Source organism: Rhodoferax sp. GW822-FHT04A08 (genome assembly GCF_058801025.1).
The window spans coordinates 172,518-196,320 of record NZ_JBXAMW010000002.1; the positions used below are offsets into that span (position 1 = coordinate 172,518).

The 23,803-nt window shown below is 61.7% G+C and carries 26 protein-coding genes; 1 reads left to right on the plus strand and 25 read right to left on the minus strand.

Annotation, left to right across the window (positions count from 1 at the left end):
* Positions 1-8 precede the first annotated feature (8 nt).
* From AC1RMF_RS05325 to nirK, 13 genes are all read right to left on the minus strand, one after another.
* Complete coding sequence (locus tag AC1RMF_RS05325; RefSeq protein WP_342616255.1) at positions 9-302, minus strand: cytochrome C oxidase subunit IV family protein; 294 nt, start codon at positions 300-302, stop codon at positions 9-11.
* Positions 302-910 (minus strand): cytochrome c oxidase subunit 3, encoded by a 609-nt coding sequence (locus AC1RMF_RS05330; protein WP_493140196.1) that lies wholly within the window; start codon positions 908-910, stop codon positions 302-304. Before AC1RMF_RS05330 ends, AC1RMF_RS05325 begins: the two co-directional genes overlap by 1 nt.
* A 32-nt stretch (positions 911-942) precedes the next feature.
* Positions 943-2,340: a cbb3-type cytochrome c oxidase subunit I gene (locus tag AC1RMF_RS05335; RefSeq protein ID WP_342616253.1), complete on the minus strand. Its 1,398-nt coding sequence runs from the start codon at positions 2,338-2,340 to the stop codon at positions 943-945.
* 55 nt (positions 2,341-2,395) lie between these two features.
* Positions 2,396-2,821, minus strand: a complete 426-nt coding sequence (locus AC1RMF_RS05340) for a c-type cytochrome (RefSeq protein WP_342616252.1) — start codon at positions 2,819-2,821, stop codon at positions 2,396-2,398.
* Between the two features lie 237 nt (positions 2,822-3,058).
* A complete protein-coding gene (gene ubiD, locus AC1RMF_RS05345; protein WP_493140199.1) occupies positions 3,059-4,543 on the minus strand; it encodes a 4-hydroxy-3-polyprenylbenzoate decarboxylase in 1,485 nt (494 codons plus the stop codon).
* A gap of 6 nt (positions 4,544-4,549) precedes the next feature.
* Entirely contained in the window at positions 4,550-5,137 is a 588-nt protein-coding gene (locus AC1RMF_RS05350; RefSeq protein WP_342616250.1) for a UbiX family flavin prenyltransferase, read from the minus strand.
* A gap of 28 nt (positions 5,138-5,165) precedes the next feature.
* The gene (gene ubiT / locus AC1RMF_RS05355) at positions 5,166-5,648 is read right to left on the minus strand and encodes a ubiquinone anaerobic biosynthesis accessory factor UbiT (protein WP_493140201.1); all 483 of its coding nucleotides are present in this window, start codon (positions 5,646-5,648) and stop codon (positions 5,166-5,168) included.
* Between the two features lie 15 nt (positions 5,649-5,663).
* Positions 5,664-6,584, minus strand: coding sequence for a U32 family peptidase (locus AC1RMF_RS05360; protein WP_493140203.1), 921 nt, complete (start codon positions 6,582-6,584; stop codon positions 5,664-5,666).
* Positions 6,585-6,612: 28 nt separating this feature from the next.
* Complete coding sequence (gene ubiU, locus AC1RMF_RS05365; protein WP_493140205.1) at positions 6,613-7,653, minus strand: ubiquinone anaerobic biosynthesis protein UbiU; 1,041 nt, start codon at positions 7,651-7,653, stop codon at positions 6,613-6,615.
* Positions 7,650-7,925: a copper-binding protein gene (locus AC1RMF_RS05370; RefSeq protein WP_342616246.1), complete on the minus strand. Its 276-nt coding sequence runs from the start codon at positions 7,923-7,925 to the stop codon at positions 7,650-7,652. Before AC1RMF_RS05370 ends, ubiU begins: the two co-directional genes overlap by 4 nt.
* Positions 7,922-8,557: an SCO family protein gene (locus AC1RMF_RS05375; protein ID WP_493140207.1), complete on the minus strand. Its 636-nt coding sequence runs from the start codon at positions 8,555-8,557 to the stop codon at positions 7,922-7,924. Before AC1RMF_RS05375 ends, AC1RMF_RS05370 begins: the two co-directional genes overlap by 4 nt.
* A 5-nt stretch (positions 8,558-8,562) precedes the next feature.
* Complete coding sequence (locus AC1RMF_RS05380) at positions 8,563-9,354, minus strand: formylglycine-generating enzyme family protein (protein WP_493140209.1); 792 nt, start codon at positions 9,352-9,354, stop codon at positions 8,563-8,565.
* Between the two features lie 20 nt (positions 9,355-9,374).
* Positions 9,375-10,865, minus strand: coding sequence for a copper-containing nitrite reductase (nirK, locus tag AC1RMF_RS05385; protein WP_342616242.1), 1,491 nt, complete (start codon positions 10,863-10,865; stop codon positions 9,375-9,377).
* A gap of 205 nt (positions 10,866-11,070) precedes the next feature.
* Between nirK and norR the strand changes: the two genes are divergently transcribed.
* Complete coding sequence (gene norR, locus AC1RMF_RS05390) at positions 11,071-12,600, plus strand: nitric oxide reductase transcriptional regulator NorR (protein WP_493140212.1); 1,530 nt, start codon at positions 11,071-11,073, stop codon at positions 12,598-12,600.
* Positions 12,601-12,658: 58 nt separating this feature from the next.
* On the opposite strand, the gene hemN is transcribed toward norR, so the two are convergent.
* The 12 genes from hemN to AC1RMF_RS05450 form a co-directional block, all read right to left on the minus strand.
* Positions 12,659-14,110: an oxygen-independent coproporphyrinogen III oxidase gene (gene hemN, locus AC1RMF_RS05395; RefSeq protein ID WP_493140214.1), complete on the minus strand. Its 1,452-nt coding sequence runs from the start codon at positions 14,108-14,110 to the stop codon at positions 12,659-12,661.
* 19 nt (positions 14,111-14,129) lie between these two features.
* Entirely contained in the window at positions 14,130-14,540 is a 411-nt protein-coding gene (locus tag AC1RMF_RS05400) for a hemerythrin domain-containing protein (protein WP_493140217.1), read from the minus strand.
* A gap of 150 nt (positions 14,541-14,690) precedes the next feature.
* Positions 14,691-15,605: an acyltransferase domain-containing protein gene (locus AC1RMF_RS05405; protein WP_493140219.1), complete on the minus strand. Its 915-nt coding sequence runs from the start codon at positions 15,603-15,605 to the stop codon at positions 14,691-14,693.
* Complete coding sequence (gene mdcB, locus AC1RMF_RS05410) at positions 15,602-16,516, minus strand: triphosphoribosyl-dephospho-CoA synthase MdcB (RefSeq protein ID WP_493140221.1); 915 nt, start codon at positions 16,514-16,516, stop codon at positions 15,602-15,604. Before mdcB ends, AC1RMF_RS05405 begins: the two co-directional genes overlap by 4 nt.
* Positions 16,513-17,175 (minus strand): malonate decarboxylase holo-[acyl-carrier-protein] synthase, encoded by a 663-nt coding sequence (gene mdcG, locus AC1RMF_RS05415; RefSeq protein ID WP_493140223.1) that lies wholly within the window; start codon positions 17,173-17,175, stop codon positions 16,513-16,515. Before mdcG ends, mdcB begins: the two co-directional genes overlap by 4 nt.
* A gap of 25 nt (positions 17,176-17,200) precedes the next feature.
* Complete coding sequence (gene mdcE / locus AC1RMF_RS05420) at positions 17,201-17,911, minus strand: biotin-independent malonate decarboxylase subunit gamma (RefSeq protein ID WP_493140225.1); 711 nt, start codon at positions 17,909-17,911, stop codon at positions 17,201-17,203.
* Entirely contained in the window at positions 17,908-18,813 is a 906-nt protein-coding gene (locus tag AC1RMF_RS05425) for a biotin-independent malonate decarboxylase subunit beta (RefSeq protein ID WP_493140227.1), read from the minus strand. Before AC1RMF_RS05425 ends, mdcE begins: the two co-directional genes overlap by 4 nt.
* On the minus strand, positions 18,810-19,133 hold the full coding sequence (gene mdcC, locus AC1RMF_RS05430) for a malonate decarboxylase acyl carrier protein (RefSeq protein ID WP_342616233.1): 324 nt from the start codon (positions 19,131-19,133) through the stop codon (positions 18,810-18,812). Before mdcC ends, AC1RMF_RS05425 begins: the two co-directional genes overlap by 4 nt.
* A 12-nt stretch (positions 19,134-19,145) precedes the next feature.
* Positions 19,146-20,822 (minus strand): malonate decarboxylase subunit alpha, encoded by a 1,677-nt coding sequence (gene mdcA / locus AC1RMF_RS05435; RefSeq protein ID WP_493140229.1) that lies wholly within the window; start codon positions 20,820-20,822, stop codon positions 19,146-19,148.
* A gap of 1 nt (position 20,823) precedes the next feature.
* Positions 20,824-22,173 (minus strand): TRAP transporter large permease, encoded by a 1,350-nt coding sequence (locus tag AC1RMF_RS05440; protein ID WP_493140231.1) that lies wholly within the window; start codon positions 22,171-22,173, stop codon positions 20,824-20,826.
* On the minus strand, positions 22,170-22,739 hold the full coding sequence (locus AC1RMF_RS05445; protein ID WP_493140232.1) for a TRAP transporter small permease: 570 nt from the start codon (positions 22,737-22,739) through the stop codon (positions 22,170-22,172). Before AC1RMF_RS05445 ends, AC1RMF_RS05440 begins: the two co-directional genes overlap by 4 nt.
* Positions 22,736-23,761: a TRAP transporter substrate-binding protein gene (locus tag AC1RMF_RS05450; RefSeq protein ID WP_493140234.1), complete on the minus strand. Its 1,026-nt coding sequence runs from the start codon at positions 23,759-23,761 to the stop codon at positions 22,736-22,738. Before AC1RMF_RS05450 ends, AC1RMF_RS05445 begins: the two co-directional genes overlap by 4 nt.
* Positions 23,762-23,803 lie beyond the last annotated feature (42 nt).

Consider the following 23,803-nt stretch of genomic DNA (forward strand, 5'->3'; position numbering starts at 1 on the left):
GTTCAGAGTTAGTCAAGCAGGAATGCCAGGCCGATGGCCACGGTCACTCCCAACAGATACAGCGCCATCAAGGCGCGCCAGAACCTGCGCACTTGGCGCAAGCCCATGAACTGGTCCACCAGCAACTGGCCCTTGAGCCACATGGCAGCCAGCACCAGGGGCACAAAGGTCCCCTCGGAAAACCGGCTCAGGCCGTAGTAGCTGAGCAGCGTCAGTAGCAGCAGCGCACTCCAGACGGCTGGCAGATGCTGCGCGGGCGCGCGTTGCAACGCCGCGGTAGTGGTGTTGTCAGGGTGTGCCATCAGTGCAATACATAGACCAGCACGAACAGGATGATCCAGACCAGATCCACCATGTGCCAGTAGGAACTGGCGGTCTCCACGCCGACATGGGAGGCAGCGCTGTAGCGCCCCAGCCAAGTGTTGTGGATGACCACCGACACAATCACCATGGCCATCAGCACATGCATGAAGTGAAAGAAAGTGAGCGACAGATAAAACATGTCGAAGAGGTTGCGCGAGAGCTGCATGCCAATCGCTGCGTCGTGACTGAACTCCATGGCTTTGAGGGTCAGGAATACCGCACCCAGCGCCCAGGCGCCACATAGCCAGAGCATGCAGGCGCGCACCCGGTTGACCCGAATGGCGGCGCCGGCACAAGCCACCGCATAGCTGCTGCTGATCAGCACCAGGGTGTTGATCAAGCCGCCCTGGCGGTCCAGCAGTGCCTGCTCGCTGTTGAACAGGTCTATGTGCGACCGCCGTGCCAGCGCATAGGCCAGGAACAGCACGGCAAATACCAGCAGCTCGGCAAAGATGAAGATCCAGACTGCCAGATCACCGGGAAGGGCTGTGCGCGCTCCCCGGCTGCTGCTGCCCGCAGTGCGGGCACTCAATGTGATGCTGTTCATGGCGTCTGGTGGCAGCGGGTGAATGGATGCCTTCAGGCAACCGCACGCTTCACTTCGGCGGCATAGGCGTACTCACCTGGAATGAAGAAGCTGGTCAGGTAGGACAGCAGGCCCAGCAGGAATCCGACGCCAGCGATTTCGCGAATCCAGAAGAATGCCTTGGATGAATCCGCCACTTCCATGAAGCTGGAGGGATTGGCACCCATGCGCTGGGTAAACATGGTCACCAGGCCGGCACCGGTCAGGGCCAGGGTGATGCCCATCATGCTGATCACCATGGTCCAGAAGCCCGTCATTTCCCAGCGCTGCGAGCGCACGCTGTTGGCGGTGCGCCCGCGCAGCAGTGGCATGGCGTACGAGATGATGGCCATGGACACCATGGCATAGGCGCCAAAGAACGCCAGATGGCCGTGGGCTGCGGTGAGGTTCGTGCCGTGGGCGTAGAACTGTACCGGTGCCAGCGTGATCATGAAGCCCCACAGGCCAGCGCCCAGAAAGGCGACGATGGGTGTCCCCATGGCCCACAACATGGCGGCCTTGTTGGGGTGCTCACGACGGCGTTGAAACAGGGTCTTGAAGGCAAACGCGATCAGCATGATGAAGGGAATCGGTTCAATGGCGCTGAAGATGGAGCCCAGCCAGATCCAGTACTCGGGCGCACCGGTGTAGTAGTAGTGGTGGCCGATGCCGATGATGCCGGAGACCAGGGTCATGGCAATGATCACGTACAGCCACTTTTCGATGATTTCACGGTCCACGCCGGTCATCTTGATCAGGATGAAGCCCAGCAGTGAGCTCAGGATCAACTCCCAGTCGCCTTCCACCCATCCGTGCACCACCCACCACCAGCCGTAGCTGGCCTTGACTGTGTCGTCAGGGAAGTAGAACGCAGGCAGGAACAGCAAGGCCAGGCCCCACAGCGCCACCACCAGAATGACATTGAGCGAAGTCTTGCGACCCTTGATCAGCGTCATGGTGATGTTGAACAGCAACGACAGGGCCACCAGCACGATGCCTATCTTGGTGGGCAGCGGTTGCTCCAGGTAGCCGCGACCCATGGTGGGCACCACCGCGTTGCCGGTTGCGGCCGCCAGCTGGTCATACGGCACGAACAGGTAACCCAGAATGGTTGCCGCCCCTGCAATCAGGAAGATCCAGAAAGTAGCCAGGGCCAGTTTGGGACTGAAGAGCGGCGTCTGCGCTTCTTCGGGCACGATGAAATAGGCTGCCCCCATGTAGGCCATCAGCAGCCAGACAATCAGAAGATTGGTGTGCACCATGCGGCTGGTGCTGAAGGGAATGGCAGGAAACAGGAAGCTGCCATCCAGGTATTGCATGCCGGCCACCAGGCCGAAAAGGATCTGCCCCAAAAACAGTGCCAACGCGGCAATGAAATAGGGTTTCGCCACACTTTGAGACGAGTTGTTCATGGTGATTAGGTGTTTCTCATTGGTTGGGTTGTGTGAAGTCCGCGGGGCACTGTGATCAGCCCTGGGTGTTCGGTGGCCAATGGTTGGTGTCTATGTTGGACAGCCACTTGAAGTAGGCGATCAGATCTTCATACTGGGCATCTGTGAACTGGAAGTGCGGCATCTGGCGGCGACCGGCTATGCCGGTGGGCTGCGTTTGAATCCAGGCCTTGATGAACTCGGGGCCACGGCGCGTGTACACATTGCCCAGCTCGGGTGCAAAGTAGGCGCCCTCCCCGTTGACCGTGTGGCAGCCGATGCAGTTGTTGCTGTCCATCAGGTACTTGCCGCGCTTGACGGCATCGGTCAGCTGATCCGCGTGGTCGCGCACAGGAATCTGTCGCCAGGTATCCACGCTGAGCGCGATGTAGATCACCAGAAAGATGGCGGCGCTGCCCAAAAAGATATTGCGCGCCATTGCCTTGGTGAAGATTTGCTGCATATGTATTCCTCTTCAAGTTGTGTCACATCGACTGACCGGGTTGGTCATCGACAGGCGAATAGATTCAATCCACTACGCATATCGCAAGCGATGTGCCAGCTAATTTATTCATATAAATCAACAAGTTGCAGAATTAATGGTAATTAAAACCCCAATCAGATAGGGTACTTAATACCATTTAATGGGTATTAACAACCCATTTGCAGAAGAAGATCAGCGGTGCCCGCGACCAGGGGCTCAGGAATGGAGGGACTGCCAGACCGCTTCCATGCGGCGGCTGACTGCGGCGTCCATGGTCATGGGGCGACCCCATTCGCGGCTGGTCTCGCCGGGCCATTTGTTGGTGGCATCCAGACCCATCTTGCTGCCCAGCCCCACCACCGGTGACGCAAAGTCCAGATAGTCGATGGGCGTGTTGTCGGCCAGGAACGTGTCGCGCGTCGGGTCCACACGCGTTGTGATGGCCCAGATCACTTCAGCCCAGTCGCGGATGTTGATGTCTTCGTCGACCACCACAATGAACTTGGTGTACATGAACTGGCGCAGAAAACTCCATATGCCAAACATCACCCGACGTGCATGGCCGGGATAGGACTTGCGTATCTGCACAACTGCCATCCGGTAACTGCAGCCCTCCGGCGGCAGATAGAAGTCAGTGATTTCAGGGTACTGGCGCTGCAACAGCGGCACGAACAGTTCGTTCATGGCCAGGGCAAGCATGGCTGGTTCGTCCGGCGGCCTGCCGGTGTATGTGGAGTGGTAGATGGGCTGGTGTTTGCGCGTGATGCGGTCCACCGTGAACACCGGAAAACTGGCTTGCTCGTTGTAGTAACCCGTGTGATCGCCATACGGGCCTTCCAGCGCATGTTGATAGCCGCTGCCATGGGTTGGGTCCGGATAGATGTGCCCCTCGAGCACGATCTCGCTCGAAGCCGGTACCCGCAGATCGCTGCCCAGGGCCTTGACCAACTCGGTACGGCAGCCGCGCAGCAGTCCGGCAAACTGGTACTCGGACAGGCTGTCAGGCACAGGCGTGACGGCACCCAGAATGGTGGCGGGGTCAGCCCCCAGGGCGACGCAGACCGGATACGGCTCGCCGGGGCGGGCCAGTCCATGCTCGCGAAAGTCCAGTGCGCCACCACGCTGGGGCAACCAGCGCATGATGAGCTGGTTGCGCGCGAGCACTTGCTGGCGGTAGATGCCCAGGTTTTGCCGCGGCTTGTTGGGCCCCTTGGTAATCACCAGCCCCCAGGTGATGAGCGGTGCAACGTCGCCGGGCCAACAGTGCTGTATCGGCAGGCTGCCCAGATCCACGTCACTGGCTTCCAGCACTACGTCCTGGCAGGGAGCGCTGCGCTGCTCCTTGGGCGTCATGCTCCACAGCGTCTTGACCAGGGCACCCAGGCCCATGAACTCCTTCAGGCCGCGCGGCGCCTGCGGCTCCTTCAGGCTGGCCAGCACCTGGCCGAACTTGCGCAATTCGCCCATGTCGTTCACGCCCATGCCCAGTGCCACGCGGCGCGTGCTGCCAAACAGATTGCCCAACACCGGGATGCTGTGGCCCGTGGGATTTTCGAACAGCAGGGCCGGACCATCCGCACGCAAGCTGCGGTCGCACAGCGCCGTCATTTCCAGATGCGGCGATACCGGCTGCTTCACGCGCTTGAGCTCGCCGATCTGTTCCAGCTGGGCAATGAACTCCCGCAGATCACGGTACGCCATGGCAACTCAGTCCACTGCGGTGGCGACTTGCGGCAACCCGGCCCAGCGTGGCGTATGAACCAGCGGCAGACCCAACAAGTCCAGCACGCGACCCACGCTTTGATTGACCATGTCGTCCACGGATGCAGGCCGGTGATAGAAGCTGGGCACGGGCGGGAAGATGATGCCGCCCATCTCGGTGACCAGCGTCATGTTGCGCAGATGCGCCAGGTTCAGCGGAGTTTCGCGCGCCATCAGTACCAGGCGGCGGCGCTCCTTTAGCATCACATCGGCCGCGCGGGTCACCAGGTTGTCGGACAGACCCTGTGCCACGGCGCCCAGGGTGCGCATGGAGCACGGCGCAATCACCATGGCGTCACACTGAAAAGAGCCGCTGGCAATCTGCGCCCCCACGTCATGCGATGCGTGCACCACATCGGCCAACGCATCCAGTTGGGAGCGGTTCATGTCCAACTCATGGCGCAGGGTCAATAGCCCGGAGGGCGACACGGTGAGGTGGGTCTGCACGCCCGGGGTGGCCTTGAGCAACTGCAGAAGGCGCACGCCGTAGATGGCGCCACTGGCACCGGTGATGGCAACAATGATTTTTTTCATGCGTGGGGGTTGACGTGGAATGCGGACTTCAGCGCGCTGCAAACCTGGCCGCGAGACCGGACAGAACGCGCCTTGGATGGAAGGACTCCAGAGTGAACGGCGGCATGTCCATCGCGTCCAGCGTGTTCTTCACCAGCAGCCCGAGCTCGGTGTCGCCCTCCATGGCCAGCCGCCGGCAGAAGAACAGGGTGTCCGGATCTTCCTGACGGCGCGCCAGCAGCAGGAAGTCATAGGCGCTGGCGCTGATGGTGAGGTCGGCATCCACCCACTGCGCACCAGGTTGCCTGGCAACAAAGCGCCCCTGGCACCATTCGAAGTCAAAGACCCAATGGGTGTCGGTCACGCGCAGACGCAGCTTCCTGCCTGCCAGCAGGGGTGCTACATCACCGCCAAGATGCCGGGCCAGCGCCAGATTCAGAGCCGCAACAAACAGCAGGGAACCAGGGTACACCGGCAGGCGCGACAGCACATCTCCCAATGGCTTGGGTATGAGATAGGTGGGAGAGGTCATGGTGGTCCTTGTGAATCAATCCAGCGCAACGGATGCAGCAGGCGCTGCGGCTTCCATCCGATCGAGTCCGGGCTTGCCATACCAGTAGCCGTTGCAGGCCTCGCCCGGCAGGTACGCAGCAATGGCCTGCTTCGCCTGGGCCGCCGATTGCCGCCCCCGTAGCACCGCGTCAAAGGCCTGCAGGATGTCTGGCGTATGCCGTGCTTGCGGGCTGACGCGTACCACGTCAACGCCCAGGGCGCGCATGTCCTCCAACTCATCCAGCAGCAGTTGCACGCGGGCCGACTGCGTCTGCACGCCATTGAGTATCAGGAAGCTCGCGTCCTCACGCGTACGCATCAGGAGGCCGTCGGGATAGTCCATGCAGCTGAAGCGGCAGTCATCCTTTGGCACGTTGTGGTGGCGCGCGGTGAAGCAGCGCGCCGAAAAGGCCAGCGGCATGCGACCATAGACAAACACTTCCGTCTGCAGATCGGCCGGACGCCCCCGCAACATGAGGGCAAGGTCTTCACGCCCCATCTCCAGCGGAACCACCCAGCGCTGGGCGCCCAGAGTGGCCAGCCATTGCAGTGTGGGCAGGTTGTAGATGTTGAGGTGGGGACCGGCCACAAAAGGCGATTGGGGCGTCAGGCAATGCACGGCGCCCATGTCATTGGCCTCCACCTGGTAGTCGGTGTTGCGTGCGATCTTGTGCAGCACCGTGACGTCGGCACCAGACTCGATCAGCACCTGCGTGGACAGTACGACCTGCTTGCCGACAGACCGCAGGCGCGCGGCAATCTCCAGCCAGTCATTCAGACGCAGCTCATGGCGGCGCGAACACACGGTTTCGCCCAGGTAGACGATGTCCACCGGCGCGCTTTCAACCATGTCATAGAAGGCCAGTGTGGTTGCACGCGGCCAGTAGTAGAGCAAGGGACCAAGGGCGAGCTTCATGCCTGCGTTCCTCAAACAAGGGATAGGGCTATTTCCAGGGCCGGTGATAAGCGCCCAGGGTGTGCTGCTGGCCTTCGGCCACCTTGTCCAGAGCGCTCATCCAGACTGGCTTGGCACAGTACCGGTGCGGGTTGTCGCGGCAGCTGTCTATGGCCTCGCGCCACACCTTGGTGACCTGCGCCACATACGCTGGACTGCGCTGGCGCCCTTCTATCTTGATGGCGCGCACACCCATGGCCAACAGCTGCGGCAACAGCTCCAGGGTGTTGAGGCTGGTGGGCTCCTCGACGGCGTAGTAGTTCCTGTCCTCGCCCACGTCAAAGCGCCCCTTGCACAGCGTGGGGTAGCCGGCGTTCTCACCGGGTGCGTAGCGGTCTATCAGCACGCCGTTCAGGCGCGACTCGCGTCCCTGCGGCGTTTCCTGCCAACGCACCGCCTTGGGTGGCGAGCACACGCCATGGGTGTTGGGTGCCTCGCCGGTGACGTAGGAGGACAACGCACAGCGCCCTTCCACCATCACGCACAGGCTGCCAAAACCGAATACCTCGATCTCCACCGGCGTCTTCTGCAGCACCTGCTCGACCTGTGCCATGGACAGCACGCGCGGCAGCACGGCGCGGGAAATGCCGAAGTGCTGATGGTAGAAATTGATGGCCTCGTAGTTGGTGGCCGAGCCCTGCACCGACAAATGCAGCCGCAAGCCGGGGTGGTGCTTTTGCGCAAAGCCCATCAGTCCAGGATCGGCCAATATGACGGCGTCCACGCCATTGGCGGCTGCGCGGTCTATGGCACTGTGCCAGGTCTGTACGCTACCGACCTGCGGATAGGTGTTGAGTGCCACCAGCACCTTGGTACCGTGCGCATGGGCATAGGCAATGCCGGTTTGTATGGCCGCTTCATCAAAATTGAGACCGGCGAAATTGCGTGCGTTGGTTGCATCCCTGAAACCCAGGTAGACGCAATCTGCGCCGGCATCCACCGCCGCCTTGAGCGCGGGCAGGCTACCGGCCGGACACACCAGTTCCATGGTACCGGCAGGTGCACCAGTCTTCGGGGTATGGCTGCTCATGGGGTGTGCACCAAGGCGTCAATGCGGAGAAAGTCCCCGTCCGCATGCACGCGGAATCGGACCTTGTCTCCTACCTTGAAGCCCTTCAGCGACACGCGTTCATCAACCTGGAAAGGCATGGTCATCGCCCCCATGCCCAGGCTTTTGATGGCCTCGTGCTTGAGGGTGATCTGGTGCAATTCCGGCCCGTCGACGATTTGGGCGCGCACCCATTCGGCAGCGTTGCACGATATGGCGGAGCCAATCAGCGCCAGAGTCAGCAAAATCTTCATGGCCGCTCCTGCTGATGAATGGTTTTCTGCACCAACTGAATGAAGTCAGGATCGGGAACGCCCATCTTTTTGCTGCGGCCAACGATGCGACCCTGGCTATCGAGCAGCACCATCACAGTGGTGTGGTTGAATTCGCCGTCTGGCAGTTGCCGGTACTGAATGCCAAATGTTGCGGCGAGTTTTCGTGAGCCCATGCTGTCTGCGCGCGCCAAGGTCCACGGGCCACCGTCCACTTGCCGCGCTACCGCAACGGACTTCAATTTCTTGACATCGTCACGCTCCGGATCAAAGGTGATGAGCAACAGATCCAGCCGGGACCGTTCGGGTAATGAGAGGCCCTGCTGGGTCAGCACCATGCTGTCGATCAGCATGGGACAGACAAATTTGCACGAGGTGTAGAACATGCTGACCAGCACTGGTTTACCCAGATGTTCTTTCAACAGGAATGAACGGCCATTCTGGTCACTCAGGGGAACGCCCAGCTGGTAAACCGAGTCGGCTGGCAAGACGTGTTCCTGCACCGCGTTTGGAGCGACCGTCTGGGCTGTGGCCAGGTGCGCCAGCGATAGCCCGACCATCAGACAAAGACTCGGGACGAGACGGACTAAACAGGTATGCAAGATGGATGGCATGGTGTTCATTTCAAAGGGCTGCGGGCACACCGGAAACCCAGGTCATTGGTGGAATCGGAACCACCCAGTGAGGAGAGCAGAGCCACGCGCATCAGGATGGCGAAGTTCTCGCGGTCTTGCAGGCTGATGGCACCGGCGCCGCAATATTGCAGCTGATCGGGGTCACCCTGGTTGCGGCTGTCGGCGCTCACCAGCAGGGCGTTGAAGTCTTCCACCCATTCCCAGATCAGGCCGTGCATGTTCTGCACACCGTAATAGTTCGGTGTGCTGCCAACCTGCAGTTGACGGTGGCTGGCCGGTTGGGAGTACCAGCCCAGAATCCGGGCCCGCCAGGCCGGGTCCTTTCTGGCATCCGCGTGGCTTTCGTCGGCGGCGGCAACGTACTCCCACTCGTACCAGGTCGGCAGGCGGGCCTGCTCACTCTCGCAAAAGGCCTGGGCGGCAAACCAGCTGACATTGGTGATCGCCTGTTGCGGCAGCTGACCGGCAGCGGCGTCGTGCGGATGCAGGTAGTTGCCGTCGGCAAACACTGCAGGCACCTGGGCTCGGCTCCATTCCGGATGGGTTTCCAGGAAATGCTGGAACTGCGCCACCGTAACCGGCTGAGCACGCATGGCAAACGCGGCAACGGGCGTAGGCCCGTTGTCGCTGCTGCCGCCCGAAAGCACGCTGACAATCGATCCCGCCGGCACGTCCAGGTAGGGCACGTCCACCGGTTCGGCCAGGCCGTATTGCGTAGACATGCACACCAGGCTGACCACACAGGTCAGGTGCCGGGCAAAGGTCAGTGCCAACATGACGGACTCTGCTCGGTTGCTCAGTGTTCTGCCACGCTCTTGGCGGCTGCCTTGGCACGCTCGGCCTTGACGTCGCTGGTCTTGACCTGACCGCCCATGTTGTCAAAGGCATTGAGCACATAGGTCAGGATGTTGGCAACCTCGTCATCGTTGAGCTGGTTCATGGGAGGCATCACCGAGTCGTACTCCTTGCCATTGACCGTGACCTTGCCGCTCAGACCGCGCACCACAATGCCCACCGCGCGCTTGGGATCGCTATTGAGAAAGTCCGACTTGGCCAGCGGCGGGAACACGCCGGGCAGGCCGGCGCCATTGACCTGGTGGCAGACCGAGCAGGTGCCGTTGAACAGCGACTTGCCGGCGGCAATCTGGTCCTGCACCGTGAGTGTGCCGCTGGCGGCATTGGCGGTGGCCGTGGTGACCGAGGTCATGTTGGGTGCGGCGCGATCGCCTAAGTAGACAGAGTCCACTTCCTTGCCGGAATAGATGCTCTTGTCTTCAGGGCCATCGACCTTCATGATGGCCAGTGCGCCCTTGTTGAAGGCACGAAAGATGGAGTGATCCACCATCACGTAACTGCCGGGCACCTTGGTCTTGTACTCCACCACGGCGGCACCACCGGAGGGAATCAGCGTGGTCTGCACATTGGTCTGCACGTTGGAGCCCCCCTCAAAGCGTACTTTGTCGAAGATTGCGCCGATCACGTGAAAACTGGAGACCAGATTGGGTCCGCCATTGCCTACAAACAGACGGATTTTTTCATTGGTCTTGGCCTTGAGAGCCTTGTCGCCGGTGAGCGCACCTTCGGCACCGTTGAACAGCACGTAAGTGGGCTTTTCGTCAATGGCCTTTTCCATGTCAAATGGTTGGCTGCCTTTTTCGCGGTACTTGCCGGTGGTGTAGAAATCGCCCTGCATCACGTAGTACTCGTGGTCCACCGGAGTCAGGCCTTCGGGCGGCTCGACCAGTATCAGGCCGTACATGCCATTGGCCACGTGCATGCCCACGGGCGCGGTAGCGCAGTGATAGACGTACAGACCCTCGTTGAGCGCCTTGAATGTGAACTGCGACTCATGGCCGGGGGCGGTGAAGCTGGAGGCGGCACCGCCTCCTGGACCGGTTACGCCGTGCAGGTCAATGTTGTGCGGCATCTTGTTGCCGGGATGGTTCTTCAGGTGGAACTCCACCGTGTCGCCTTGGCGCACGCGGATGAAGCTGCCAGGCACCGAGCCGCCGAAGGTCCAGAACGTGTAGGAAACACCTTCTGAAATCTGCATCTCCTTCTCCACCACTTCCAGCTCCACGATCACCTTGGCAGGAACCTTGCGGTTCGTGGGTGGCGGAACATTGGGCGGGCTGGTCAGGACGGCGTGGATGGGAGCGCCTTGGGGCGGCCCGAAGTCACCGCTGGACTTGGCAACTGCACGTGTGGCCGCCGCAGCGCCAATGGCACCCAGCGCCGCCATTGCAAAGGCTGCACTGCACAAAATCGATTTCACCTGTCTGTTCATTTTGGACTCCTTGGTTTCGACAACGCCAAGTCCGCACAAACGTCTTCTGCTGTAGAAGCCCGCGGACTGCATATGCCTCGGGCCTGCTCACCGCAAGCTGTGTGCCACAAGATTTCTTCATTTAAATCAACAACTTGAGAAATAAGTTGTCATAAGTACCCTGCTTATTTAGGTTATTAGTACCCTATTAAAGGTACTATTAACCATGCTTGATTCCACACTTCTCAGAAATCTTTCCGTTTCCCACGCCGGCCCGGAGCGTATGCAGCGTCTGGTCAGCGCACTGCGAAAGCACTTCCACAGCGATGCCGTGGCAGTCCTTCGGCTGCACGAAGACGCGCTGATCCCGGAGGCGGTGGATGGCCTTGTTCACGAGGCGCTGGGGCGGCGCTTTCAGGTAGCGGCACATCCACGGTTGGCGGCCATTCTGGAAAGCAGCCAGCCAGTCCGCTTCCAGGCCGACTGTGCGCTGCCTGACCCGTATGACGGTTTGCTACAGGTGCATGCCGGTGAGCCACTCCCGGTTCACGACTGCATGGGAATGAGCCTGACGGTGGACGGTGCGTTGTGGGGCGTGCTGACGGTGGACGCCTTGGGCGTTGACACGTTTGGCGAGCAGCGCGTTGCCGAATTGCGCAGCCACGCCTTGCTGATCGAGGTGGCCGTGCGCATGAACCGGCTGGAAGATGAAACTGCCAGCCTGCGTCAGGGGCGCAACGGAACCAGTTCGGCGCCACTGGTGGATACGCCGGTGGACGAGGAAATCGTGGGGCAAAGCCCGGGCATGTTGAGCCTGCTGCATGAAATTGACGTGGTGGCCAACTCCGATCTGCCCGTTCTGCTACTGGGTGAAACCGGTGTGGGCAAGGAGCTGTTTGCCAGACGCATCCACCGGCACTCTTCTCGTTCCAAGCCGCTGGTGCAGGTGAACTGCGCGGCCTTGCCCGAAACCCTGGCTGAGAGCGAGCTGTTCGGCCATGTGCGCGGCGCCTTCTCCGGCGCCAGCACCGACCGTGCCGGCCGTTTCGAAGTGGCCGACGGCGGCACCATCTTTCTCGATGAAATCGGCGAACTGCCGCTCATCATCCAGGCCAAGCTCCTGCGCACCCTGCAAAACGGTGAGATCCAGCGACTGGGCGAAGACCGGCCGCGCCGTGTCAATGTGCGGGTCATCGTCGCCACCAACCGCGACTTGAAGGTGGGCGTCAAGGACGGCGTGTTCAGGGCCGACCTGTACCACCGGCTCTCGGTCTATCCGGTCCACATCCCGCCGCTGCGCGAGCGCGGCAACGACGCGCTGCTGCTGGCGGGCCGCTTCCTGGAACTCAACCGGGTGCGCCTGGGCATACGCAGTCTGCGCCTGTCTTCGGCCGCCGAGGCGGAGATCCTGCGCTACCAATGGCCTGGCAATGTCCGTGAGCTGGAGCATGTGATCAGCCGTGCTGCCATCAAGGCGCTCAGCCGGGGCGCGCGCGCATCGGACATTGTGACCCTGGCACCCGATCTTCTGGATCTGGATACCAGTCTGCCCAAGTCGCCGACACCGCAATCGGATCCCTTGCCCGCGGTGGACACGATTCCGGTAAGCCTGAATGAAGCCGTGGCTCAACGCCAGCGCGAAATGATCCAGCAGGCGCTGGCATTGACCGGGTCCAACTGGGCACTCGCAGCACGCCGCCTGGGTCTGGACGCCAGCAATCTGCACAAACTGGCGCGGCGACTCGGGCTCAAATAGCTCCGCAGGCAACGCTGTCCACGCGTTGCCGCGATGCCTGGGTCACCGGCTTGGTGCCTCAGATCAGCTTGGAAAACTTGGCGGTCGATTGGGCAAGATGCTTGTCAAACACCATGCCCACGGCGCGCACGAACATGCGCCCCTTGGGTGTGATTGAAATGCCATGCGCATCCACCTCGATCAGGCCTGCTTCTTCGTAGGGCGCCAGCTGCTTCAGTTCCTCGGCAAAGTAGCTCGTGAAGTCGATGCCATGCGCCTGGTTGATGGCAGCAAAACTGACGGGGCCGCTGCACATCAACTCCATGATGACCTGGCGACGCAGCACGTCATCCGCCGTAAGCGCAAAGCCCTTCTCCACCGGCAGTCGGCCGACGTCCAGGTGCTCGTAATAGGCCTTGAGGGTGCGCACCGACTGGCTGTAGGAATGCCCCACCTTGCCTATGGCCGACACGCCAAAACCTATGAGATCGCAGTCAGCCCGCGTGGTGTAACCCTGGAAGTTGCGATGCAGGCTCTTGTCCAGACGGGCCTTGTTCAGTTCATCCTCGGGCTTGGAGAAATGGTCCAGGCCGATGTAGATGTAGCCAGCGTCCAGCAGGCGGCGCACGGACATCAGAAAGATCTGCAGGCGCTCCTCGGCGCTTGGCAGTTCGGCCTCCACGATCAGGCGTTGGGCCTTGAAGCGACTGGGCAGATGGGCATAGTTGTAGAGCGCGATGCGCTCCGGGGTGAGCGCAATCACGCGGTCCAGCGTGCGATCAAAGCTCTGCAGCGACTGCTTGGGCAAACCATAGATCAGATCGGCATTGATGGACTCAAAGCCAGCGCTGCGACTGGCTGTGACGGCCTTCTCGACCATCTCGTACGGCTGGATGCGGTTCACCGCTTGCTGCACCGCCGGGTCGAAGTCCTGCACACCGAAGCTGGTGCGATTGAAGCCGAGTTCCGCCAGCAACGCCATGGTGTCCTCGTTGACGGTGCGTGGATCGATCTCGATACCGAGCTCTGCATCCGGTAGGAAGTTGAAGTGACTGCGCAGCATGGCCATCAGTTCGCGCAGCTCCTGCGGCGTCAGGAAGGTGGGCGTGCCACCGCCAAAATGCAGCTGCGCCGTGCGCCGGTCCGGCCCTATGTGCGCAGCCACCAACGCCATTTCGGTGGCGAGGTAGCGCAGGTATTCGGTGGTGCGGCCACGGTCCTTGGTGATGATCTTGTTGCAGGCACAGAAGTAGCACAGCGACTCGCAAAATGGCAGGTGCACATAGATCGACAGGGGCGGATTGACGCGGCTGGCACCGTCACGCTGCGACAGGTAGTCGATGTAACTTGCCTCGGTGAAATCGGCTCCGAAACGGTCAGCCGTCGGATAGGAGGTGTAACGCGGCCCCAATTTGTCAAAGCGGCGGATCAACTCCTCGGAAAATTCGATGTCGGGCAGAGTGTTCATGAAATGAGGCGGTAGAGAAGTGGGGCGACGGTTTTCAACGACGTCACAGGAAGCGCGTTGCATTCCAGCATACGCGAGAACGTCAAAGTGCCTCGATTGCCGGATAGAAGACCGTGTTTTCCTTTTGCATTCTTGCGTGCACTGTCTTCAGTACCGTGTTTGCATCCGCACGAAAACCTTCCGGATCGGCCGAGACCCTGCTCGCCTGGTTCCATCGCTCGGCAAAACCCATGTAGGCCGAAGCGATGGCGCCCATTTCATCCTGAAACTTCTTGCCCATTTGCGCCAGCGCGCCGTTGTTGCCATTGCGCAGTGCCGGATAAAGCACCTGGTCTTCCACGGCCAGGTGCAGCTTGATGGTTGAGCTCATGGAAATGATGAGCCGGGCAATTTCTGCCGCGTTCTCGCGAACCCCGGCCTGACTGGCTTTGCGCAGCGCAGCGATGTTGCCGATGATGTCCTGGTGCTGGTGTTTGAATTTGTCGATGTTCATGGCGTTTCCTTCTCAAGTAGACTGCCTTTTAAAGATTCATAATACATGAATCTATTTGAACATCTGGCACCGGTAAACGCAAGAAAACTGCGCAATCTCCGTTTTGGGTGAATGGGTAAATTTGCGGCTTGCAGCCTGTAGGGAAATGCGTCAGTCCAGACTACGCGCGACCCAAAGTGCTGCGCCACGTGGATTCTGGAAATCTTCCAGTGCCCTCGCAGGCAGTGCGGGATGTCGTCGGTTCCACATGGCAGACAGGGCATGGCCCGGGCCGATTTCCAGAACGCAGCGGACGCCGGTTTCGGCCAATGCATCCATGCAGGACGCCCAGTCCACCGTGTTGCTGATCTGCGTACTCAATGCACCGCGCAAATCATCCACGCGTCGGCACACCCTGGCATGTGCGTTCACCACGATGGGAAAGCCCGGTGGCTGCAGGGCTACGCTGTCCAGTCGCCGTGAAAAGCCCTGTGATGCAGCTGCCATCAAAGGGGTATGCGAAGCAACGGAAATATCCAGGCGCTTGCAGCTCGCCCCCGCATCTTCCAGCACGCCCTGGGCCTTGTCCAGATGCTCGGTCAATGCGCCAAAAATGGCATGGTCCCAGTCGATCGCAATGGCGCAGTGCAAGTCTGGGTGGTTGCGCAGAACCTTCTCCATGGCAATGCCCGAGACAGACATCAACCCCGAAGGTTTTCCAGCTGCTGCCAGATCCATGAGGTCGGCGCGCAACACGGATAGTTGTACGGCCTCTGAAGTCGTCAGCACACCCGCGCAGGCGTAGGCGGCCATCTCGCCCACGCTGTAGCCGGCCACGGCCGCAGGCAAGGCAGACAGATGGGGCTTGAGCATATCCCACGATGCCAGCGACGTGGCTGTGATCAGGGGTTGCGCAATGTGATTTGCATTGCGCAAGGATGCATTGGCCACCACAGAGCGCCAGGGCGCCTGCAGCACCTGCTCCAACGCGCGCAATGCCTCTGACCCGGACGCATCCGTGGGAAGCCACGGCAGCATGTCCGCATGCTGGTTGCCCTGCCCACCGAAAAGCAAGGCGTAGCTCACCCGTAAACCCGCTCTCTGCCCGTGGCAACCAGGACACTGTTCCCCTGTTCCACGGCCTGTATGGCATCGACCCAACACGCACAGGCGATGAGGTCAGCGGCCCCGCCAGGCGACAGCCGTCGTGCGACAAGCTCTTCATGGATGCGCCGGGCCTGCGCCAACCAGTCTGCCTGTGCCACGCTGCCGCGCGCAAGAAACTGCGTGGCGCGTGTCTTCACCAACTGCATTCCCTCCAACCCACCGCGATGGACCACATTGGTGTCGTCGAGATGCGCCATCGTGCAAAACAGGCTATGCACTTTTGCCGATCGCATCGGGTGGCCCTGCGCAATGGCCAATTGAAGCGCAGGCAGTGTGACTTCAAACAGTGTGGGAAATCCCTCGGCGGCCTCGTCGTTGGCGCTGCGCAGTGCAAAGCTCTGGGCAGCACGCTGTCCATTTGACGTGGGCGTCTTCTGCCGGGCCGCCAGCGCGCGCTGGCGCAATGCATCACCCCATTGCAGCAGCAAAGCCGCGCGCAGGTTGACGGCAGAAACTGGCATGGCCCGCGCCTGCAACTGTCCGGCGGCGGCACACAGAAGCCCGAGAGAAAAGATGGCGCCCCGGTGGGTGTTCACGCCACTGGTCGCACGCAGCATGCGCGCTTCCGCGTCCAGCCCCAAGCTCTGCAGCGTCTCAAACGGCGCGCCCTGCTGGCCGGCAATGGCAATCGCGCCAAAGTAGTGGCGCAGCGCAAACAGGCTTTTGAAGAACGTGTGGGCCGACATGTCGGTGTGGCTTCCGTTGTCTCTGAAGGACACCAGGCCGGGCTTGGGCTCCAGCGCCACTTCCGCATACAGCGCACGCACTGCACGGCGCGCAGTCTTGTACGCCAGTGGCCGTAGACCCCGAGTGGTGCTGGCGACCTTCATACCATGCAACCTGGATCCAGCGCGGCCAGCATGTCCGCATCCATCAATTGCACACCGCTGCGGCGCTTGACCAGTACACGGTCCACGGCACCGCGCATCCATTGCCCGTATTCGCGCCATGCAATGGCACTGCCATCGGGGAACACCAACTCGCCATCCAGGCGCAGTGGCAGGTGCAGGTCCGCCAGAGCCTGGGTAAGTGTTGCTGCGGCTGCATGGTCCGGCACCGGCACACTGATGTCCAGATCCGAAGTCGGTCGCACATAGTCCAGCCCTGTCAGGAATTGCCAGCCAAAGGAACCGTAGACCGCAGCGGTCCGATGCAAGTCCTCCAGCAAGTCGATCAGCGGTTGCCACCCTGGCTGCACGCATTGCCGTGCGACCTGCGCCACGGTTGGGAACACGCCGGCACGCAGCAGTGCATGGTATGGCACTTCAAGCGCCAGCTTGCGCCGATTCCATGGGTTCGGTGCGGGCAGCCCCAGGCTCACCGTGGCGGCAGTGTTTTGCACGCGCTGCGTACAAACCACCAGCGGCAATTGCCCGGCGTGCCAGTGCCGCAGAATCGACTGTGCCTGCGCATCCCAATGGCGTGCGAGCACCCGTTGCCAGGCGTCGTCTGTCAGCCACACCAACTGGTTGCGTTGCAGTGTCTGCACGGTTGGCTCTTGGAAGGCCGCGGATTCAGGCTGTTTCCACCTGTTGCGCCACACGCGCAGCCAGGGCACGCCCACCGCGCTCGGCGCCCAACGTGGCGCGCTGGTCCACGGTGTTGGTGTCATTCAGCGCCGCGATCAGGCTTTGCCGCAAGTCGGCACTCCACAGCGACTGGATACCGCCCATGGCCACATAGTTGGCCACGCCGGGCGCAAACACCGGATTGGTCTGCGACAGGGCTTGCAGCACTTCTTCACTGATCTTGGTGACGCGGCTCATAGCCGGCAGGCGCATTACGCGAATCTCGGCTTCCGGCAAGGCGTAACAGGCGTCTGCCATCAGCCCGGAGGTGATGAACCCACCCGACAGGGCCTGGTCGTACACCAGGCCGATGACGCGGTGACCTCTGCGCCGGGCCAGGTCCACGCAGCAACCCAGATGCGCCATGTAGCGGTTGATGCACAGCAGCTCGTCGCGATGGCGCAGCCGTTGGCCTTGGGTGTCCACCAGCAGCAGGATGGCGCGGCCCGGATGGTTCTGCATGGTTTCCAGCACGACCTTGGCCTGGGCCAGAGCGGTATCCACGCCAATGGCGGCATGGTCGGTGGTCCCGACAACCACGATGCTCTGGTGCTCCGGTCCGACAGCAAGCTGCGCCGTGCCCGTGATCACATCGCCGGTGCGGGTGATGTGGTGATCATCTCCAAACAGGGCGTTCACCAGGTCTTGCCAATTCATAGGGCCTCCGTTGTGTGGGCATGGGCTCCAGACGCAGCCAATGCCCTGAGCTGTTCCGCCTCCATGTCGGCCACCTGTTCCGGATGGGCCACGCCTAGCCGCTGCCAGATGTCGACAGCGTCTGCGCAATCGCCCACGGTGTTGAGGCGCTGGGTCAACACGCGGTGCTCTTCCAGAAGGCCTTCCAGCGTGAGTGCGCGGCTCTGCCCCAGCAGGGTAATGGCCGCAGCGCGGAACTCTTGCACGTCGTCTTCCACCAGCTGGTCGCAGTCGCCCATCAGGAAGCGGTGCTTGCCGCCCGTGGTGCGCCACACCAGCGCCCGGTCGCGAGAGTCGAACTCTTCCACGCCGTGCGACGACTCGATGACCTCGGGGCCAGACATGGACATGCGGGCTTGGTCACTCATCACCACATGGTCGGCACAGCGTGCGATCAGGCCCATGCCACCAAAGCAGCCGTTGGCGCCACCGATCAGCATGACCACCGGTATGCCAGCGGCGCGCACATCCAGCAAGGCACGCATGACTTCCGACACCGCGATCAGTCCGGCATTGGCCTCATGCAGCCGGACGCCGCCGGACTCGGCCAGCACCAGCACCGCAGCCGGACGCGTCTGCAGCGCGCGCCGAAACAGGCCCACCAGCTTGGCGCCATGCACCTCACCTACGCCGCCGCCCATGAATTCGCCCTCTTGTGCCGCGATCAGCACCGGCTGGCCTTGCAGCATGCCGCTGCCAATCACTACGCCGTCGTCAAACGCATAGGGCACACCCAGCAGCGCCAGGTGCGGACTCACCACCCGCTGGGCCGGGCCCAGGATTTCGGCAAAGGAGCCGGCATCCAGCAGATGGGCAACGCGCTGGCGCGCGCTCAGCTCGGCAAAACTCAGGGACGTGCTCATGGTGTGTTGCCTTGTGCAATGGGCAGCGATGCCGCCGCCTGATCGAGCCGCAGGCTGACCACCGCGGGCGTGGCGCCCATGTCGTTGATGGAGACTGCCACACCGCGGAGGTGGTGGCGCGCCTGGAAACTCTGCACCACCGCTTCCCAGATGGGCGCAAACCCATGCGCCGAGGTGTTGATGCAAAACGTGCAATGACCTGGTGCTTTGCCCGGCTCCATCAGCACTTCCAGATTGCCCGACCCGACGACGCCCACCAATATGGCGTCGAACGTCGAAGGACTGCGGTCGCCCTGCAATGCGTATTCCAGCTTTTCCATGATGTGTTCTGCCTACCAGTTGCGAAAGCGCTTGGGCGGGCTGTACAAGCCGCCGGATGCGCGCACCAGATCTCGCATGCTGCGCGCGGCCAGCAGGCTGCGGCTGGCATCGCGCTTGTCAATGCCAAGGTCCTCGGCACGGCGAATCACGCCACGGTCGCGCAGGTTCTCCACCATGCGCACGTCGCGCCCCAGCCCCACCGGCGTGAAGCCGGCCACGCCACGTATGGCTTGCTCGCGCTCTTCGTCGCTGCGGCACAGCAGCAGGTTGGCAATGCCTTCTTCGGTCAGGATGTGGGTGACGTCGTCGCCATAGATCATGACCGGTGGTATCTCCATGTGGGCCTGTTCGGCCAGCTTCCAGGCGTCCAGCGTTTCCACAAATGCGGGCTGCATGTGTTCGCGGAAGGTCTCCACCATCTGCACCACCAGTTTCTGTCCCCGTGGCATGGCATGCACGCCACCGCGCCCCTGCCGGGCCTCGGCACCAGCCTTGAGCCAGGCTGGGGATGCGTGGCGGCGTCCGCGTGCGTCGGCCCCCATGTTGGGCGCGCCGCCAAAACCGGCAATGCGTCCGGCCGTGGCGGTGGAGCTATGGCCGTTCAAGTCGATCTGCAGGGTGGAGCCAATGAACATGTCACAGGCGTAGTGGCCGGCGGCCTGGCACATGGCGCGGTTGCTGCGCAGGCTGCCATCGGCGCCGGTAAAGAAGACGTCGGGGCGCGCGCGCACATAGGCTTCCATGCCCAGCTCGGAGCCAAAGGAGTGGATGGACTCGACCCAGCCCGCCTCGATCGCGGGTATCAGCGCGGGGTGCGGATTGAGTGCCCAGTGCTTGCAGATCTTGCCCTTGAGGCCCAGCGATTCGGCATAGGTGGGCAGCAGCAGCTCAATGGCGGCGGTGTCGAAGCCGATGCCGTGGTTCAGGCGCTGCACACCGTATTCGGCATACAGGCCCTTGATGGCCATCATGGCCATCAGCACCTGGATCTCGGAGATCTGCGCCGGATCACGGGTGAAAAGCGGCTCGATCACATTCGGGTTGGGTGCCAGGATGACAAAGTCCACCCAGTCGCCCGGAATGTCCACACGCGGCAGCGTGTCCAGCATCTCGTTGACCTGGGCGATGACGATGCCGCCCTTGAAAGCGGTGGCCTCGACGATGGCCGGCGTGTCTTCGGTATTCGGACCGGTAAACAGATTGCCATGGGCATCTGCCGCCTGCGCACACACCAGCGAGACGCGCGGGGTCAGGTCCACGAAGTAGCGGCTGAAGAGCTCCAGGTAGGTGTGGATGGCACCGATCTGTATCAGCCCGGCCGACACCATCTTGGCCAGGCGCCCGGCCTGCGGCCCAGAGAAGGAAAAGTCCAGCCGGGATGCGATGCCGTTGTCGAACACATCCAGATGTTCGGGCAAGGCTAGCACCGACTGCACCATGTGCAGGTCGTGCACGGCACGCGGGTCCAGCTGGGTCAGCGTGCGCGCCAGAAAGTCCGCCTGCTTCTGGTTGTTGCCTTCCAGGCAGACACGGTCACCCGACTCGATGACGGCACCCAGCAACTGAACCGCCAGGGCCGTATCCACCTGCTTGCCGCGCAGTCCTGTACCCAGCGCTGTGGCCGCACGCGCCAGCCTGGCGGCGCGCCCCTGCGCCTGCCGGTTCCAGATTGCATCGGGTGCGTTCATTTCACTTGGCTCCCATCACCAGGGTCGGCAAGCCGGTGGCGATGCCGGGAAACGCGCACAGCAGGAACACTGCAACAAACATCAGCGCGACAAACGGCATCACACCCCATATGACATCCTTCAAAGGGATGTCCGGCGCCACGTTCTTGATGACAAAGATGTTCAGCCCCACAGGGGGATGGATCAGCCCCATTTCCATCACGATGGTCATCACCACGCCAAACCAGATCAGATCAAACCCAGCTGCCTTGAGCGGCGGCAGGATGATGGGCGCTGTCATCAGGATGATGGACACCGGCGGCAGGAAGAAGCCCAGCACGATGACCATCAGCAACACTACCGCCAGCAACACCCATTTGGAGAGCTGCATGCCCACGATCCACTGCGCGGCACTCTGGCTGATGTGCAGATGGCTCATCACGTAGCTGTAGAGCAGCGACATGCCGATGATGAGCATGAGCATGGTGGACTCCTTGAGCGTGGCGCCCAGGATGGGTGCGAGGTCTTTGGGACGCCACAGCCCGTAGACCACGGCCACCAGACCCAGCGCCAGCAGACCGCCCAGACCGGCGGTTTCCGACGGCGTGGCCAGGCCACCGTAGAGTGCAACCATCACACCCAGCAGCAGGACCAGAAAGGGAAGCACCCGCGGCAGCATCTCTACCTTCTGCGCCATGGTGAAGTGCTCTTCCTCCAGGTAAGCAGACTTGGGGCCGCCTTGCTGGTAGATCACCAAGGCCTGCTTGTACTCCTTGCGGGCACGCACCACAGCATAGCCGGCAAACAGGGCCACCATCAAGAGGCCCGGGCCAATGCCCGCCAGGAACAGGCGGCCCAGCGATTGCTCTGCCGCCACGGCGTACAGAATCATCACGATGGACGGCGGCAGCAGAATGCCCAAGGTGCCACCGGCCGCGATGATGCCAGCGGCAAAGCCGGGTGAATAGCCGCGCCTGCGCATCTCGGGGATGCCAGCCGAGCCAATGGCCGAGCAGGTGGCAGGGCTGGAGCCTGCCATGGCGGCAAACAGCGCACAGGCAAATACATTGGCAATGCCCAGACCGCCGGGCACCTTGTGCAGCCAGGCATGGATGGCCGAGTACAGGTCCTTGCCGGCACGGGAGCGGCCAATGGCTGCACCCTTCAGGATGAATAGCGGAATGGACAGCAGGGTGATGGACGCCATCTCCTCATACACGTTCTGCGTCACTGTATCCAGCGAGGAGGCGGGCATGAAGAAGTACATGAACCCCACCGCCACGGTGCCCAAGGCAAACGCAATGGGCATGCCGGAGAACATGACAACCAGGGTTGCCACGCCGTAGGACAGGCCAATACCTAACTCACTCATTTCTTGCCTTTCGCGACTTCACCACCAGTCAGATGCACCAGGGTCTGCAGAATCAGCTGCAGCGTGAGCAGGCTCATGCCCACGGACATGAAGGAATAGGGAATCCACAAGGGCGGCGCAAAGCTGCTGGAAGTAGTCTGCCCTTCGGTCCAGGCTTCATGGAACAGCGTCCACGACTTCCACGAGAAAAACATGCAGAACGCAGCAGACACAAAATCCACCAGCACGGCGCGTATACGGTTGACCTGCGCTGGCAGCATGCTGATGACCGCCTCGATGCCCACATGGCCGCGCAGGGACTGCACGTGGGCGGTCGTCATGAAGGTAGCCCCCACCAGCATGAAGACAGCCACTTCGTCCTGCCAGTCTGTGGCGCTCTTGAGCAAGTAGCGCGTCACCACCGAATAGGTCAGCACACCGGAAGTCAATACCAATGCCAACATGGAGACACGCAACACCAAGGCGTTGACCCCATTGACCAGACGCTGCAACAAGGCAACCGCCGCGTTCCTGGGTTGCAGGGTGCCTGGAGCCAGGGACGGCTCCAACTCGAACCCGTGGCTCACAGGGTCTGCTCCGCCAGGGCCAGCAATTTGGCGCAGCCTTCATTCTTCGCTGCGTAGTCCTTCCACGCGGTCTGGCGCGCAATGGCCTGCCACTTCTTGATGGAAGCGGCCGACAGGTCCACCACCTTGGCACCGGCCTTCTGGTAGACATTGGCAACTTCCACGTCATCCTTCTTGGCCGCCTCCATGGCGAACTTTTCCATGTCGGCTCCAATGGCCAGGATGGCGTCGCGCTGATCCTTGGGCAGGCCGTCGAAGATCTGCTTGGACATCATCAGGGGTTCGAACATGAACCAGTAGGCGCCGGTGCGCCCGGTGGTGAGGGCCTTGGCGACCTCTTCCAGGCGGAAGGAGATGAACGAGGTGCTGGAAGTCATGGCCGCATCCATCGCGCCGGTCTGCATCGCAGCGTAGATTTCATTGGACGGCAGGCTGACCACGGCCGCGCCGGCTTCCTTCAGGATCATGTCCACCTCGCGCGAGCCGCCACGGACCTTCATGCCCTTGGCGTCTTCCGGATCAACAATGGGCTTGCTGCGCGAAGCTACGCCGCCGGCCTGCCAAATCCAGCTCACCAGCTGGATGCCCTTGGCCTGCAGCAGCCGATCCAGCTCCTGTCCCACGGGCTTGGTCTTCCAGCCGTAGGCCTGCTCGTAGGACACCACCAGGCCAGGCATCAAGCCGATGTTGACTTCGGGAATTTCTCCGCCGGCATAGGACAAGGGAATCAATGCCATGTCGAGCGCGCCCTTGCGCATGGAGGAGAACTGCGCGTTGGTCTTCATCAGGGAAGAGCCGGGGTAGATCTCGAACTTCAATGCGCCCTTGGTGCGCTTTTCCACTTCGGCGGCAAAGGTGCGCACCAGACGGTCGCGGAAGTCACCCTCCTTGAGGGTGCCGCCGGGAAACTGGTGGGAAATCTTGAGCGTGGCGCTCTGGGCCCACGCGCTACTGGCATATGCAAAGGGAAGCGATCCCAGTGTCAGGCCGCCAATGGATTGAAGTAGGTGTCTGCGCTGCATGCTAGCTGTCTCCTCGGGTGTGGGTGATTCGGGCTATGTATA